Annotated in this window: 18 protein-coding genes and 3 pseudogenes; 8 read left to right on the top strand and 13 right to left on the bottom strand. The window is 36.9% G+C overall.

Going from position 1 to position 15,677, the window contains the following annotated elements; all coding sequences use genetic code 11:
• Positions 1 to 55: 55 nt before the first annotated feature.
• Positions 56 to 739, top strand: coding sequence for a class F sortase (locus tag ACFFIX_RS03080; protein ID WP_378930421.1), 684 nt, complete (start codon positions 56 to 58; stop codon positions 737 to 739).
• Between the two features lie 191 nt (positions 740 to 930).
• Here ACFFIX_RS03080 and ACFFIX_RS03075 read toward each other — a convergent pair.
• A pseudogene (locus ACFFIX_RS03075) lies at positions 931 to 1,597 on the bottom strand (pentapeptide repeat-containing protein); the annotation flags it as partial.
• A 500-nt stretch (positions 1,598 to 2,097) separates the two neighbouring features.
• On the opposite strand from ACFFIX_RS03075, the gene ACFFIX_RS03070 reads away from it, so the two are divergent.
• Complete coding sequence (locus ACFFIX_RS03070) at positions 2,098 to 2,730, top strand: ArsR/SmtB family transcription factor (protein WP_378931142.1); 633 nt, start codon at positions 2,098 to 2,100, stop codon at positions 2,728 to 2,730.
• A gap of 37 nt (positions 2,731 to 2,767) precedes the next feature.
• Entirely contained in the window at positions 2,768 to 4,081 is a 1,314-nt protein-coding gene (locus ACFFIX_RS03065; RefSeq protein WP_378930419.1) for an MFS transporter, read from the top strand.
• A gap of 29 nt (positions 4,082 to 4,110) precedes the next feature.
• Here ACFFIX_RS03065 and ACFFIX_RS03060 read toward each other — a convergent pair whose 3' ends face one another.
• Both ACFFIX_RS03060 and ACFFIX_RS03055 read right to left on the bottom strand, forming a co-directional pair.
• A complete protein-coding gene (locus ACFFIX_RS03060) occupies positions 4,111 to 4,359 on the bottom strand; it encodes a DUF3231 family protein (RefSeq protein WP_378930417.1) in 249 nt (82 codons plus the stop codon).
• Positions 4,360 to 4,734: 375 nt separating this feature from the next.
• The gene (locus ACFFIX_RS03055; protein ID WP_378930414.1) at positions 4,735 to 5,151 is read right to left on the bottom strand and encodes a hypothetical protein; all 417 of its coding nucleotides are present in this window, start codon (positions 5,149 to 5,151) and stop codon (positions 4,735 to 4,737) included.
• Positions 5,152 to 5,813: 662 nt separating this feature from the next.
• Between ACFFIX_RS03055 and ACFFIX_RS03050 the strand changes: the two genes are divergently transcribed.
• The 3 genes and pseudogenes from ACFFIX_RS03050 to ACFFIX_RS03040 all read left to right on the top strand — a co-directional run.
• Entirely contained in the window at positions 5,814 to 6,155 is a 342-nt protein-coding gene (locus ACFFIX_RS03050) for a hypothetical protein (protein WP_378930411.1), read from the top strand.
• A 137-nt stretch (positions 6,156 to 6,292) separates the two neighbouring features.
• Positions 6,293 to 6,553, top strand: a complete 261-nt coding sequence (locus tag ACFFIX_RS03045) for a hypothetical protein (protein ID WP_378930409.1) — start codon at positions 6,293 to 6,295, stop codon at positions 6,551 to 6,553.
• 534 nt (positions 6,554 to 7,087) lie between these two features.
• A pseudogene (locus ACFFIX_RS03040) lies at positions 7,088 to 7,243 on the top strand (pyridoxal-phosphate dependent enzyme); the annotation flags it as partial.
• Between the two features lie 195 nt (positions 7,244 to 7,438).
• Here ACFFIX_RS03040 and ACFFIX_RS03035 read toward each other — a convergent pair.
• From ACFFIX_RS03035 to ACFFIX_RS03020, 4 genes are all read right to left on the bottom strand, one after another.
• On the bottom strand, positions 7,439 to 7,576 hold the full coding sequence (locus tag ACFFIX_RS03035) for an anti-repressor SinI family protein (RefSeq protein WP_378930407.1): 138 nt from the start codon (positions 7,574 to 7,576) through the stop codon (positions 7,439 to 7,441).
• A gap of 387 nt (positions 7,577 to 7,963) precedes the next feature.
• Positions 7,964 to 8,134, bottom strand: a complete 171-nt coding sequence (locus tag ACFFIX_RS03030; protein ID WP_378930405.1) for a hypothetical protein — start codon at positions 8,132 to 8,134, stop codon at positions 7,964 to 7,966.
• Positions 8,135 to 8,866: 732 nt separating this feature from the next.
• Positions 8,867 to 9,070: a hypothetical protein gene (locus tag ACFFIX_RS03025; protein ID WP_378930403.1), complete on the bottom strand. Its 204-nt coding sequence runs from the start codon at positions 9,068 to 9,070 to the stop codon at positions 8,867 to 8,869.
• Between the two features lie 185 nt (positions 9,071 to 9,255).
• Positions 9,256 to 9,681 (bottom strand): DUF2935 domain-containing protein, encoded by a 426-nt coding sequence (locus ACFFIX_RS03020; protein WP_378930401.1) that lies wholly within the window; start codon positions 9,679 to 9,681, stop codon positions 9,256 to 9,258.
• 526 nt (positions 9,682 to 10,207) lie between these two features.
• Here ACFFIX_RS03020 and ACFFIX_RS03015 point away from each other — a divergent pair.
• Entirely contained in the window at positions 10,208 to 10,987 is a 780-nt protein-coding gene (locus ACFFIX_RS03015; RefSeq protein ID WP_378930399.1) for an ABC transporter ATP-binding protein, read from the top strand.
• The gene (locus ACFFIX_RS03010; protein ID WP_378931139.1) at positions 10,980 to 11,768 is read left to right on the top strand and encodes an ABC transporter permease; all 789 of its coding nucleotides are present in this window, start codon (positions 10,980 to 10,982) and stop codon (positions 11,766 to 11,768) included. Before ACFFIX_RS03015 ends, ACFFIX_RS03010 begins: the two co-directional genes overlap by 8 nt.
• Before the next feature lie 683 nt (positions 11,769 to 12,451).
• Here the strand turns inward: ACFFIX_RS03010 and ACFFIX_RS03005 are convergent.
• From ACFFIX_RS03005 to ACFFIX_RS02980, 6 genes and pseudogenes are all read right to left on the bottom strand, one after another.
• A complete protein-coding gene (locus tag ACFFIX_RS03005; RefSeq protein ID WP_378930397.1) occupies positions 12,452 to 13,312 on the bottom strand; it encodes a DUF421 domain-containing protein in 861 nt (286 codons plus the stop codon).
• Between the two features lie 33 nt (positions 13,313 to 13,345).
• The gene (locus tag ACFFIX_RS03000) at positions 13,346 to 13,552 is read right to left on the bottom strand and encodes a DUF1657 domain-containing protein (RefSeq protein WP_378930395.1); all 207 of its coding nucleotides are present in this window, start codon (positions 13,550 to 13,552) and stop codon (positions 13,346 to 13,348) included.
• Between the two features lie 12 nt (positions 13,553 to 13,564).
• Positions 13,565 to 13,915: a stage V sporulation protein AE gene (spoVAE, locus tag ACFFIX_RS02995; protein WP_378931137.1), complete on the bottom strand. Its 351-nt coding sequence runs from the start codon at positions 13,913 to 13,915 to the stop codon at positions 13,565 to 13,567.
• Positions 13,916 to 13,917: 2 nt separating this feature from the next.
• Positions 13,918 to 14,928, bottom strand: coding sequence for a stage V sporulation protein AD (gene spoVAD / locus ACFFIX_RS02990; protein WP_378930393.1), 1,011 nt, complete (start codon positions 14,926 to 14,928; stop codon positions 13,918 to 13,920).
• Positions 14,928 to 15,407: a stage V sporulation protein AC gene (gene spoVAC, locus ACFFIX_RS02985; RefSeq protein ID WP_378930391.1), complete on the bottom strand. Its 480-nt coding sequence runs from the start codon at positions 15,405 to 15,407 to the stop codon at positions 14,928 to 14,930. Before spoVAC ends, spoVAD begins: the two co-directional genes overlap by 1 nt.
• A 16-nt stretch (positions 15,408 to 15,423) precedes the next feature.
• Positions 15,424 to 15,677 (bottom strand): annotated as a pseudogene (locus ACFFIX_RS02980) (YhcN/YlaJ family sporulation lipoprotein); the annotation flags it as partial.

The following is a 15,677-nucleotide window of genomic DNA, read 5'->3' as shown; positions in this document are numbered from 1 at the left end:
ATCGACGCCCTCCCTCCTCCTTTCTTTACCCTAAAAAATATGGAGGTTTACAAAAATGCGTTTCTTATTGAACATATTCTTCATACTCACTCTTTTACTAATTACCGGTTGCTCCTCCTCAACTGAAAATACAGCTGAGAAGGAAGAATCACCGCAGGACCAGATGGATGAACAGAAACCGACTGTAGAAAAACAGAAAAACGAAGAGCAAGATAACACGGAAGAACAAATATCTGCGTCAACAACAGCTCTCACACCACCGGAAGGTCTTAAATTAAAAGATGATCGTGTCGGGATTACCCCAACTACGATTGAAATTCCTTCAATTAACGTTAACGCTCCAATAGAAGATGTTGGCCGAATAGATAACGGACAAATGGGTGTTCCTGAAGATTTTAACAATGTTGGCTGGTTTGAGCCAGGAGCAAAACCCGGTGCACCAGGAAATTCTGTAATGGCTGGCCATGTTGATTCAAAAACAGGTCCTGCCGTATTTTATAAGCTTGATACGTTAAAAGAAGGCGACGAAGTCATCATTTCAGGAAAAGATGGTGAAAAAAAGACGTTTGTTGTTGTAGGATCAGAATCCTATCCTAGAACCGATGCCCCTGTTGAGAAAATTTTCGACTTCTCCTATGGCAGTAAGCTCAACCTGATTACCTGTACAGGCGATTTCAACCGAGAAGCTCGTACACATGAAGAACGATTAGTTGTTTACACTGAATTAAAAGGCTCGTAAAGAAATTCTTCTTATTACTAGGAAGACTTTTTTTTGTCTCAAACAAGGTCCCGATAGCAAAACGCGGATAACGTATGTTTTCAAGACCTAAATTTTTCAAAAAACAATACTAAGGTTATTATAGAATAAAAATCCCAATCTCTCATTTATAACAAAGAGAGATTGGGATTTTTTGGGGTTACTTTATTTTTTTATGTTACAGAATCAGACCAGCGTGTTGGGCGAGAAAGCAAGTGCGGTAATTTTGTGTATGCATCGCCCTTCGCCGAGTTAATCTGAACTTGAGTGAGAAAAATACTCCCGGTGAGATCTGCTCCTATAAGGTCGGCGTCTCGGAAATCTGCCCCGATAAGGTCAGCCTCTCTCAAGTCGGCGTCTCTGAGGTCAGCAGCAATAAGGTATGCTCCTCTTAAGTTGGTTCCTCTGAAATCTGCTCCTCTAAGATTTGCACCTGTAAGATCAGCTCCTCGACGGTCAATCCCCTTACTTTTTTTGGAATTCTTAAACTGCCGACTTGACTCGGTCCGCACAAATTCGCTTGTCCTTAAAAGCAGAGCGTTTACTTTTGACCGGTATGATGGAACGTCTAGTTCCGCGAGAGAATCGGGATTAAGTTGGGTAAGGTCGTTCCGTCTCATCGAGCACGATGCTAAGCTCTCTGTGAATCGAACGTGCCGCTTTCAAATTCAGAGCTTCTGTCAGATACCATAGCATCTCATGAAGTTGTTGCATAATTGGAAACACATCGAACATTTTCTTCGTCGTTTTTGGGCCTTCACGCCAGTTGACTTCACCGAAAGTAACTTGGGAAACCTTCTGCCCTGCGCCGAAACAGTCAAAAACCGTACACAACTTAAAAATAGAACTTGACTATGTTGAGAAAAACAATACATGGAAGTGTCTACTTCAACTTTTACATAGTAATAAAAGTTTTTTCTTCTAATTTAATTGAATTGATTAACTTGATAAACGAACTATCAGAAGAAGACATGCGCTTTACTTGTTTTCCATTCGTGGGGAACAAATTCGAAGATGTACGAAGACTTGCGGCTGGTGGAGACAAGGAATCTCTAACTTTATTGATGAAAGTAACCCGAGAAAACAGTTTTTATGAATGATCTCTTTTTTACTTAGTTTCATGCTTCTCCACCTTTGCATCTAGCTCTTCAAATTGTTGTTTATAAATGAAATACAACTATTCAGTTACGCACCATTATTCTCATGTATCAAAAACTTCTCAAAATAATAAAACAATTACGTTGACTCTAGAATATAAAACATTTAAGATACAACTATTCAATAAAACAGTTGAATAGTTGAGGTGAAAATAATTGGCTGATGAAAGAACATTAAAAGATATGCTGTATCAAGAATTTGCTCGCATTGGTAAAAGCATTTCTAGTCCTAAAAGGTTAGAAATACTTGACCTCTTATCGCAAAGTCCAAAATCAGTTGAAGGATTAGCTAAGAATACGGGTATGACTGTTGCCAATGTGTCACAACATTTGCAAACTCTCCACCATGCAAGATTAGTTAATTACAAGAAACAAGGTAATTTTGTTATTTATGAACTAGCTGATTCTGCTGTTTCAGATTTTATGGGCAACCTGCATAGGTTATCAGAGAAACAATTGGTTCAAGTAAAACATATTAAAAAGGAATTTATAAATAATCATTTTGAGATGGAAGGATTGTCACTTCCCGAACTAAAAAAACGGATGGAAAATGGAGAAGTCCTGCTTTTAGACGTAAGACCTAAAGAGGAATATGAAGAGGCTCATATTCCAGGTGCTGTATCTATACCAATTGAAGAATTAAAAGAAAAATTAGCTTCTTTACCATCGAATTGTGATGTTGTTGCTTATTGCGGAGGTCCTTACTGTTTAATGTCTGTGGAAGCAGTCGAATTATTAAAAACAAAAGGGATTCATGCATTTCGATTAGAAAAAAGTGTTCAAGATTGGAAGGAATTTGTAAACCAAGAAAATTAAATAAGGGAACCTAAGATGAGGAAAGGCGGACTGAGTGATGTTACATAAAGCTGATGATTCAAAAGCTTTAGAAAGTCAACCGGCTTGGTTACAAAGTTACATTGATTCTCCAGAAAAGCAACGACAGTTATATCGACGAACGTTGATTATCGTTGTCATATCACAAATTTTCGGCGGTGCAGGACTTGCAGCAGGCGTAACCGTCGGAGCACTTCTTGCACAAGACATGCTAGGTACAGATAGTTTTGCAGGAGTTCCGGCTGCGTTGTTCACTTTGGGTTCTGCTGGGGCAGCGCTACTTGTAGGGAGACTCTCCCAACATTTTGGACGACGAACAGGACTCGCGACAGGATTCTTGACTGGCGGTGTTGGCGCAATCGGAGTAGTGATTTCAGCATTAACTAATAATATTGGACTTCTCTTTGCTTCACTACTAATCTATGGTGCAGGAACTGCTACAAATTTACAAGCACGCTATGCAGGTACAGACCTAGCAAGTTCAACACAACGAGCAACAGCAGTCAGTATCGCATTGGTATCTACTACATTAGGCGCTGTCGCAGGTCCGAACTTGGTTGATGCAATGGGTCGATTCGCACTAGCAATTGGAGTTCCTGCTCTAGCTGGTCCGTTCATTCTAGCAGCTGCGGCCTACATCCTTGCCGGTTTGGTACTTCTGGCTTTACTTCGCCCAGACCCTCTCGTTGTTGCGAAAGCAATTGCAGATATGCAAAGGACAAGGACGGATGGGAGTAATTTTTCAGATGAGGGAACTAGCAAACTAGCAAAAGAAAAACGTGGAATCGTTGTTGGGGCCGCTATCATGGTCTTAACTCAGATTGTCATGGTTGCCATTATGACTATGACACCTGTCCATATGGGGCATCATGGACATGGCTTGAAAGAGGTGGGACTGGTAATTAGCTTCCATATAGGCGCGATGTACCTACCATCTCTCGTGACTGGTATTCTCGTAGATAGGTTTGGTAGTACTGCAATGGCAATTGCTTCTGGTGCCACTCTACTTGCTGCTGGTGTTCTGTCTGCTGTTGCACCTGCTGATTCCATGCTAGTACTCATCATTGCTCTCGCTTTGCTTGGGCTTGGTTGGAACTTTGGCTTGATTAGCGGCACAGCGCTCATCGTGGATGCAACTAATCCGTCCACTCGCGCAAAGAAGCAGGGATCTGTTGATGTCTTGATCGCTTTGGCAGGGGCCTCGGGTGGTGCACTATCTGGCATGGTCGTAGCTTATTCAAGTTTTACAACACTCTCACTTGCCGGGGGCATCCTATCACTACTGCTTATCCCAGTTGTTGTTTGGTCCCGTAGTAATCAAGATAAGGGCTAACAAAAGCTACTATATGTATTAGAGAATATTTAATGGAATATAAAAAAATAACACATGTGATGCTTAGAACCGTACATGTGCCTTTCAGCACATATATTCACATCATTTTCAGTAAAGCCGTCGGGGATAGCATACTGTTCTTGTTGAAAAATGGTGCGTAATTGATCCAAATGACCAGATGATAATTCATAGGCAAATTGAACAGCAGGTTTTATACCTGTGTCTTCTAGATGTTTTAGCATAAATCCTAAGATACATTTAGCCATACTATCATTCATGTACTAAGTCCAAAGACAGCCGATTTCAGCAGAAGTTAGTTGAGTATGATGTTCAGTCATTATTAGTTACCTCCAAAGAATAATTTCCAGTCATAAATTTATTCTTTACAAATAACCGTATATTATGACAGAAGCCAAGGAAAACAATGTTCCTTGGCTTTTTTAATTCTTGTTTAGTTAACCAGCTCCGTTAAATTCCTTCTTTTATTCAACTATTTGGCCCTTAAATGAAACTAGACGCATTCCTTGTTAGAGAAATGCGCCCTTTTATGGAGTAACAATTATAATAGAATTAGGCTCTGATAAAGGCTAATGTTGATATTTTATCTAAAGAATAGGCTTTCGATATTAGAGTCCTATTGTGTATACAATCATTTATTCTTTTCTTTTAAGTATAAATCTTGGAGATGGAAGGACTTCTTGTTCAGCTTCAAAATAAGCGAGTTTATTTGGAATACAGGATATGATTGACGGCATCCCCATCCCAACAGCGTTTTCGAAGGCAGTTAATAATGGAAGTTCCTTACCATCAATTTCATCATCCCAAGATATTGCATAACAGGAGTCTCCAGCACCATTCTGTTTCAGCAGATTAGCTATTTCTATTGGGTTCGAATTAGGTTTTGGAATTTCAATCATATAGTCTTCACGGAGAGTCGTTCTGTAAGTATGACAAAGACGACTTAATGCATCTTTACGTTTCTTAGATGAAGACAATTCAAACAGAACTCTATCTTGGAGCCTTTTAGTGAAAAATGATTTTACAATTATTTTCTCTATCTCCTTATCCACTTTAATCACCCCATACCCTTAATTTCCCAATAGATTTTTAACTGGAAAATCCTGACTGTAAAGTGACAATAAAGCCGATTAAATCCCAAATACTTCAATTTTAGCGAATCTTTGCTGTTAATAAATACAATGAATTCCCATACACCGTCTTTTGACAATGTGATCGGTATCATAGCTTGTTTAAATGATCGTTGTGTTATAGTTTCTAAACCGTTGTTCTTTATCGGAATAAGACCCTTATCATATGTACCAGGTGCTTTAATACAATAAGCAGCTAAAAGGATCTTCGATTGGAAGATCCTTTTTTTCAGTGCCTTTAACTTACGTGTTATGTGATCTAGATTTGTATAGAGTATACAGACTTTGGAATCAGCTATTAAATTATAAAAAATGAGAATACATTCAATACTAATGAACAAACTAATTACAGAAAGAAACCATTTTTTATTCATGCACCTTTCGGAGATACCTTCTAATATTAAGGAGGTATCTTCATTTTTACTTTATGTAAACTTCATTTTTATTAATTAAGTGAGTTATTATGAAAAGTCTTCTCTTAGATTTTATTTCATTTTGGAAAAATCACGCATAATTTCATCCATATGGGGGACGATAAGTAAAGACCTAAAAGGTCATACATAAATTAGGAAAGTGGGAATAACATGAATAAAAAGTGGTTTCTCATGATCACAAGTATTTTATTAGCTGCAATGGTTTCAGTAGGATGTGATTTAAATCCAGATCCAGCACCACCAGATGATAACAATGGTGCTGATGAAAATGGAGCAAACAATGGTGCTGATGAAAATGGTGCAAATAATGGCAATGGAGCAAATAATAATGATAACAACGCCGATGATATAATCGAAGGTGAAGAAAACATTCCTGGTGTTGATGAAAATGATAACATGTTAAAAGATGATGAAAAAGATGCAGATGCAGATCCAGAAGATCCAATAGAAGATCCAGAAGATATAGGTGATGAAAATAGAAAAGACGAGTAATGTACTTCTAAATATTGAATATATAAGGTGTTAAATAAGCAGTACAAAAGGATCTTCAAATTGAAGATCCTTTTTCAATATTACGATTATTTACTAGACCGATATACAATATTCATACAACTGCGGTACAAGTAGAATTGGATGAAGGGCACCGTGGACACTGTTATAGAGCGTTTTGGGGAGGGCAAACTCACACTTTTCAGTTAATAAACCTTAGAGATGATGGAATGGTTGATATTATTGAGAACAATATGCCTAATGCAGTTTTCCATGAGGATATAGTAGGATTGCAATATCTAGGTGTAAATTGCCCAGCTATTCCAACAACACCAACAACGCCACCGCCAACAGGGCTTCCTCCCAATTGTAGTTATGGACCAGTTACAGTATGTTTTTAACAAACTTGATAAGAAAGTAGTCCAGTTAAGAAGTTCCTTTGTTCAATTTTCATCTAATCTGAAAATTGAACAGGGGAATTTTCCTTTTTTAATAAAGTTAAACAGGAATTAAAGGCTACATATAACTCATAAAAAAGTAGGTTATATACCCTTCTTGTAAATGACTGTTCAAGTGAGAATCAATTTATAATATTACGATCCTCGAAATTTGCTACAGATAAAGATTCTAATTAAACCTTTCCATCTGACTCAACTCAACCATTGATCCCAGAGGTGAATTTTGAATTTAGGCTTTTACATATAGTACATATACATACCCTTGAATAAATAAGGACACATATCCTATTTAGACTATAAATTTATATGAAGGGAAACGGATAAATCTATTATTATGACTATAGATTGGGGTATTTTGACACTTTTATTTTCAAGTCAGAATAATCGGATTTATATAGTAAAAACTACTAATAATGAGGCAAAGAGGAGGAAATATCTGTGATTTCATTGGATGACATCATCATTTCACAGTAAAAAATGAGAGGAATCATTTACACCACGCCTCTTAATTATTCAAAAACCTTCAGTACACTTGCTAAAAATGAAGTGTATTTGAAGCTTGAGAATTTGCAAAAAACGGGGTCGTTTAAGGTTAGAGGGTCTTATAATAAAATCATTTCATTAGATAGAGGAACGGCAACTACAAGCTGCTTAATTTTAAAAAATACGATAAATTGAACTAGGCTAAAAGAAGCAATTATGAAATTCATTCAAACAACTCTAAATAAACATTTAAGTTCTTAAGCTCACTTTAATTACAAATATTCTTCCAGGTTATACCCTAAAAGAACACAAAAAAAAGAATAGGTGCAAGATCACCTAAACCCTTTATTTATTCGTTTTACTTAATTCCTGCTGTAAAAACTTTTTAAAATCTTCTTTTGTTATATTTGAGTTCATTGCCTGTTTCACTAATTCAACCCATTCTTTCGGAAGATTATGGTCAGTATTACCTTTTGTTTTCATGTAAAACCTCCAATTAACCTTAAAAGAATTTAAATAACTAACAAGGATTTCTCTTCATCAGTTTACATTCTTTCTTGTTAGTCCCCATTGACTATCGATTGCTGCTTAAAATAATATCCTTCTAAATTCTAAAGCGTTTGTTTAAATAGAACTCCTTTTTAATTCTTCGAGCAATAACCAAAGTTCCCCACTAAAAAACTAAACTTCAAATTCATTTAACATAGAAGAAGAATCTTTCTTTAGTGATTATATGGCTATAAGTTCGATATATCCCTCAATGATTCCTGCCTTTTTCCTTTATAAGAAAACATGATATTTCATATTTAAGTATTTTGCACGAAAAGACTACAGGGTTTAGTGTCTAGAACACAGGCTTCATTTTTACAACTAACTTATCTGATTCCAAATCCTATCCAGATTTAAGGGGACATGTATTTTATCCCCATGTATTTCCCTATGTATAATAGGAGTTTCAAAGTATTGATCCAAATTTTCTATTTCTTTTTTTAACCTTGCTCTCTGTTTTGCTCCAAACAAATTTTCTCCAGAAGATTTCATAAGTTCTTACTCCTTTTATCTTTTATTAAAAATAACGGATTTTATTATAATGTATACACTTTTTATAGATATGATACGATGGATTTCAAATGAAAGAACTTACAAAGAAAGTATAAGGCATCCAAAGGCTTAAAACGTAAAAATTTAAATCATTTAAATGGATAATTGTTCCTTGATATTCATTAATAAGACTTTATTTAAAAAACAACAAAAAAATTAACCCTGTTATTATCCCTAAACTATCAATAATAAATGCCTACAACATTATGAGTTACAATGGGGGAATTAAATTTATTTATTCCGATTTTCAGGCCATAAAAGCACTTTGATCTTGACTAACTTCTGTTTGAGATTGTGCGATCTCAGTAGCAGATTTGTTTGATTGCTTCTTGAGCTAAAGTTGGATCAGATGAAGACTTTTCAATCGCTTGATTTAATTGGTCTACATTAATTTGTTGATTATTTTGGGTCATTAGTAGATCTCCTTTTTAATCTTTGAAATAAGTTACTTCTATATATTGACCTAACTCGTATTATTTATCATCATGTAATCTTCCTATAATTAACAATTTCTCACTTAGATATTATTACATTAAAGACTTCTAGATTTTGCTTACGAAAAAACAAATAATGCGTAAAAAAACCTTAGGAATAGAAGGTTTTTACGCATTTATAATTAATCATGATTTCAGCTGATTTTAGCACCGATGCAATGATTCTTAACAAGGATAATTATTCGTCTTTATTATCAGCGTCTCCTATATCCTCAGCATCTTTTTCATCATCGCCAGGCATTTCGTTTTCAGGATCTGTATCACCATTGAGGTCATTTGCATCATTTAAATCTTCATCTACCTCTTCTTCAGGAGGTGCAGGATCCGGATCAACGTTACATCCCACTAACATCATCACGGATAAAAATAAACTCGTTAACATGAGAAACCATTTTTTATTCATGGCAATTCCCCTTTCAATTTTTATACATGACCTTTAAGTCTTTGTTTATCGTTCCCCATATGTGAAATTTAGTAATCTTTTTAATACTTTTCATAATGAGAAACAAAAACAAAGATACCTCCTAATATATAAAGAAGGTATCTCTAAACCATGAAATTTTGAGTCTATCGCTGGTATAAAATCGTTTGAGCCACTCCTATAAAGTACTCTGATTCAACAATAATATGGTTCAAAACAACTTTTGCTGTTGGGTTTGTACTTATAGGGTTGCTTTTTTCCATAAGAGTACGACAAAAGTTAATAAACTGCTCACTCTGCTTCAAACAAAAGGAAATAAGTTGTAAAACATCTTGATAAAGTGCCTGAGTAACTTGTCCATTTGAACGGTTAACCGTTTCAATAAACCTTACCACACTCTGATGTGTTTTAGTAAACTCTTTTTCCCATTCCTTTAAGTCTTGCACATATTCATGTTCAAGATCTCTTACTAACTCTCTAATGACAACAGTATGTTCCTCTTCCTGGTGTTTCCAAAATTCAGCCTCGTCAAGAACGCGTAACGGCATCTGATTTCCGTAATAATACTGCATGAAACAGCCTCCCATAATAGTTTTCCCATTTCTTATTTATTCAAAAGATATGGAATAAAGAACTCTGAAAGGGGTAATAGAAAACATTTGGGGGTAATATACGTTAAGGCTATAACCTTGATGTGAAAGGGAAGTTCCAGTAACGTGGGTTTGATAAGCTTTTAGGGGAGTATGTTAATTTTGACAGATTGAACAATTATGAGCGACAGTTTCTTCCCTCTTCAAATCTACATCTTATTACTTATTTATCGAAAGGATTCAAGATAAAAGGGTTACTAGTGGGACCTGAGGAAGGTCAAGATGGATTTTTATTTTTAAGAGGTGAAATAAAAATGGATGCAGGAAAGTGGTCTCCCAACTAACTATCAATAAACAAAAGCTTATCTTGATCGTATTACTAATTTAAACGTCCACTCTGTTTCTACCAAACTACCATATGATAAAGTATATTCTTTTTCCTGAAAATAACTTTTTTTGATATGAAAAAGTTTACACTCTATTATTATCCTAATTTGGAGGGATCGAAGTGGTCTTTTTACAGTTAAATTCCATTAGTCAAACCTATTTTTCAAAACGACATGCCACAACGGCTTTAGAAGATGTATCTCTATCAGTTCGTGAAGGAGAATTTATCTCCTTTCTTGGTCCGAGTGGTTGTGGGAAAACGACGGTTTTATCGATTATTGCGGGATTGTTTCCTCCTACAGAGGGATCTGTTACTCTAAGCGGTCAACTTATTAAAGAACCGCACCCAAAAATCGGATATATGCTTCAACAAGACTATCTCTTCCCGTGGAAAACAGTCAAAGAAAACGTGCTTCTCGGATTAAAATTAAGAGATCAGCTTAACGAACAACATGTATCCAACACCTTTTCGTTACTTAAAGAAGTCGGTTTAGAGGGTACTTTAGATATGTATCCATCACAACTTTCAGGCGGTATGAGGCAACGGGTGGCGTTTGTAAGGACACTTGCTACTAACCCTAAGATATTATTGCTTGATGAACCCTTTTCCGCACTCGACTACCAGACGAAACTTAAGCTTGAAGATCTCGTTTCAACTACGTTAATGGAGCATAAAAAAACCGCAATCCTTGTGACACATGACATCGGTGAGGCTATTGCTATGAGTGAAAGGATTATTTTATTTTCAAAGAACCCCGGACGTATTTTTCGTACCTTTAAAATTCCGGAAACGCTAAGGAACCTTACCCCATTTGAGGCTCGACAGCATCCTGAGTTCTCGTTGATGTTCCAGCAAATTTGGGAGGAGTTGGAGCACATTGAACAAAACGACAATGAATAAAGCACATGCGGGTTATCTTCAACGTCTAAAAAAAGAAAAACGAAATGTGTTGTTTGTCCAGATTTTCATTTTTATCGCGTTTATGGGATTATGGGAAGTTTCCTCAAATAATGGATGGATTGATCCTTTATTATTTAGTTCGCCTAAACGGATAGGGTTTCTGTTTTTGGAAAAGGTTAACGATGGCAGTTTATTTCCTCATTTAGGCGTTACTCTATCCGAAACATTCTTCGGTTTCTTGTTCGGAACCTTATTAGGTACCCTTATTGCCTCCCTTTTGTGGTGGATACCGTTCCTCTCAAAAGTGCTTGAACCCTATCTTGTCATTTTAAATGCTCTACCAAAAGTTGCACTTGGTCCGTTATTAATTGTTGCACTTGGACCGAATTTCACATCTATTCTTGCTATGGGTATATTGATTACCGTTATTATTACAATAATAGTGGTATACTCTGCTTTCATAACCGTTGAGCCCAATTATATAAAAGTAATCCAAACATTTGGCGGTTCGAAGTTACAATGTTATAAAGAAGTCGTTTTGCCGGCCTGTTTCCCAATGATCATTTCAGTCCTAAAAGTTAATGTTGGTCTTGCATGGGTTGGTGTGATCATAGGGGAGTTCCTCGTTTCCAAACAAGGCCTCGGCTACTTGATCATATACGGTTTTCAAGTATTTGATTTCACCCTTGTCATGCTCAGTCTCCTCATCATTGCAGTTCTTGCGACATTTATGTACCAACTTGTCGAGATTCTTGAACGAAAACTAATTAAAAATAGGTAAAGAGGTCCGCTATCAGTCTCATAAAAAATATTTTTATTAAATTGTGGATCGGTAGAGAATGATTAAAAAAATCAAATGAAAGAGACCCAAAAGTGGGTCTCTTTCTTAGAAACAAACGTTACTTCCCTTGTTGTTTTCTGCGCTTTGCCGTCCTATACCTAATTACTTAATACGTTTTTCACTTATCAGATCACTGACGGTACCAAGTTGGTACCCTTTCAGGGTCCCAATTATTTTGTAAAAAGAATACCTTTTTGAACCATCTAATTAAATACAGGGTAATAAATCAAAGGATTTAAGATCTATTTTTGTCGCTTAAGTGTTAATTTCATTTATTATTATTAAACCTCATCCTATTTAGAATGGGTTGTTCAGTTATTTGTGTCATTCTATTTGCGCGTCCTCTAGTCATTCCATAAGTCGTTGCAGCCCCAACTCCTAAAGTTAATAATGAAATCATCATGCCTCTGTTATTACCCCTATTTCCAAACATCCGTCTATTATTTCGACCATTGAATAAAAAAGTTAACCAACGTAAGTTGTTTATTTTTGAGCACCTCTTTCGTATTTATTTGAAAGAAACTGTTCTTCCAATGTTTTTATTTTTTGTAGATTTGACTTAGGTATACTGATAAAGTAATACCACTTTTTTCTTCTGTTATACAGTATAAAAGAAACTACCATTACCCTCTTAAAATGGGGGTCACTTTATTAATGGCTTCTTGTAATTTTTCACTATTTTTACTATACATTTGCTTAGCTTCCTTTGCTTCTGTTCCAAGGGCAAACAACTCTAGGTCCGCCTGGCATTTTTTCATGGTCGAAAGGATTAAAGGTTTTTCTTGAGGAGATGGAATTTGAAGTTTATCATCAAAAAGGTCAACGGTTAATTCCCCGTATGAATCTACCTGTCCAAGAAAAACATTTTCAATGGTTACTCCTTGTTTTTCCAGTTCGGTTTTCAACCAATTTCTACTTCGCCCAATCGTAGACAATGGCTCATCCAATATCTCTCCATCCATAATGACGGTCTGAGGTTCCTTAACGGAAGCAACGGTCAAGTTTACATCTTTTGCGGTCAAAGGTTGGTTTTCTTTCTTCAACATAACGCTTAAATCGCCGGTTGGCTCTAATACCGCAAATTCTACATCAGCCACCTTAAAGACGTCCTTCTTTCGAAGCAATTCCAACAACTCATCGGTTGTGTATTTTTCCTTTTTTAAATTGTCCTCCATGATTTTCCCATCTTTAATAAAAACGGTTGCTTTTCCTTCTGTAAAATCACGAAATACTTTGCTTTTTAGGGAAAGTAAACCGGTTAAAAAGGGCATTGCCGCAAAGATCACAATTCCAATTATCCCGTGAAACATGTTCCGTTCAAGTCCCATAACTACTTCTGCACCTATACTTCCTATGGTAATACCGGTGACATATTCGAAAAAAGAAAGTTCGGAAAGTTGCTTCTTACCTAACCATTTTGTGATTAAAAATAGGACAACTACAAATAGTAACGACCGCACGACTACATCTAACCAATCAGGCACTGCTTAACACCTCCTGTAAAAGAATGAATGATCTCAAAAGCCTTTGTATTGAAACTCTTCTCGTTCCAATTCCCCAACTCGTTTTTTTAAATCTGTTACCACTTCATGGACGACCATCATGGTCTCGTGTAAAGTTCGTTTCGATTCTGTGTCTTGCGTCCGTAATGCCAAACTTGATAAATCAGCTTCAATGCCTTTAAGGCTGGCTAGAGATTGCTTAACTTGTGATGCGACTGTCATCTTGTGCCCTCCTTATCCTTTTGGTTTAAAAAGCAAAGCCCCAATCATACCAAAAATAATGGCAGCTGAAATACCAGCACTCGTCACTTCAAACATCCCCGAAATAACACCAATTAGGCCATGTTTTTCTGCTTCAGCCATTGCACCGTGAACCAGAGAATTTCCGAAACTTGTAATAGGAACTGTAGCTCCTGCTCCTGCAAAATCGATAAATGGTTCATATAAACCAAACCCGTCAAGAATGGCACCGATGACAACGAACGTACTTAATGTGTGGGCTGGTGTGAGTTTAAACACATCAAACATAATTTGCCCGACGACGCAAATCAATCCACCAACAACAAAAGCCCAAAAGAAAATCATCATTATTCACCTCCATATTCAATCGACACCGCATGAGCGATACAAGGAATCGTTTCATTTTGCTGAAAGCTTAACGGTGACAATAAAGCCCCTGTCGCTACAACTAATATTCGTTTGAATTCACCTTTCTTCATGCGGTTTAACAAATGACCATAAACAACCGTTGCTGAACAACCTGGTCCGCTGCCTCCTGCTAGGACCGGCTGCCCTTCCCGGTATATCATCATCCCACAGTCCTGATAGTTTTCTTCAAGTATTGGAGTTCCGTGTTTTTTAAATAATTCAAGTGAAACTTCGTGTCCAATTTGACCAAGGTCTCCCGTTACAATTAAATCATAGTAGGAAGGATCAAGATTTCGTTCGGTTAAATGAGCCTCAATTGTATCAACAGCAGCCGGAGCCATCGCTCCTCCCATATTAAACGGATCAGTCATTCCCATATCAATGACACGACCAATCGTAGCAGACGTAACACGTGGTCCTTCTCCAGAATCACTTAACAATGCGACCCCAGCACCTGTCACCGTCCATTGTGCTGTAGGTGGTTTCTGACCTCCGTACTCAGTCGGATAGCGGAACTGTTTTTCAACCGAAGTGTTATGACTTGAAGCTCCCGTTAACAAATATTTGGCTCCTTTTGTGTTGACAAGATAGGCACCAAGCGCCAGCCCCTCCATTGAAGTCGAACAGGCACCAAACAATCCTAGATAGGGTGTCCCTAGTGTTCGGCAAGCAAAACTTGTAGGTGTAATCTGATTAATAAGGTCTCCCCCAAGGAAAAACTGAATTTGTTCCTTTTGAAGCTCTGCTTTTTCAATGGCTCTTTGACAGGCTTCTTCGATAAGAACTTTATGGGCTTTCTCGTAGGAATCTTGCGCAAGCCATAAGTCGGAATGGAGGATATCAAAATCTTCAGCAAGTAATCCCTCTGCTTCAAATGGTCCGCCGACCGTTCCAGTGGAGATAATGACGGGCTTTTGGTCGAAGACCCATGTGCGATGACCCATTAACATCACAAACCACCCCACTGTATAAGTATCGTTTTGATCGTTGCAATCACAAACGCAGAAAAGACACCAAACAAAATCACGGAGCCCGCTAATTTAAACATATTTCCACCCACACCTAACACAAACCCTTCCGTTCGATGTTCAATGGCCGCTGATATGACGGCGTTTCCGAATCCGGTAACCGGAACAGCAGAACCCGCTCCTCCAAATTGGGCGATTCGATCATAGACTCCAAAACCTGTAAGAAGCATCGAAATAAAAATTAAGGTCCCAACCGTTGGATTCCCAGCTGTTTGGTCTGTAAAATCAAAATAATAGATATAAAACATTTGAATGGCCTGTCCGATAAAACAAATGATTCCACCCGTTAAAAAAGCATTTATACAATTCTTAAATACGGGTCTTTTTGTTTCTAGTTGATTTTCAAGGGTTTGATACTCCTGTTGTACAGGTGTTAATTGTTTCTTTTGCTCGTTTGACATATCTTCCCCTCTTTCATCAGGCTTTTTCCTTCATAAGGCTTTTGATTTTGTCGAATTCTTTTTTTAATGTTTTCATCTTTGTCTTATCTTTTTGTAATTTTTGTTCTAATTGTTCCAGTTCCAAAAAAATTTTCGAATCGGTTGAAACTTCGATTTTATGATCCGGATAGGTTTTTTCTAAGTCTGATTTCACTTTCTTTTCGATTTTCTTTAATCGAAACCGATCAAATTGGTCAACTTTTACCGCCAATAACAGCTCCTTATCTGTAT

The sequence above is a fragment of the Metabacillus herbersteinensis genome (genome assembly GCF_042433335.1).
Taxonomy (GTDB): domain Bacteria; phylum Bacillota; class Bacilli; order Bacillales; family Bacillaceae; genus Metabacillus; species Metabacillus herbersteinensis.
This window is presented reverse-complemented; position numbering and strand designations above follow the sequence as displayed.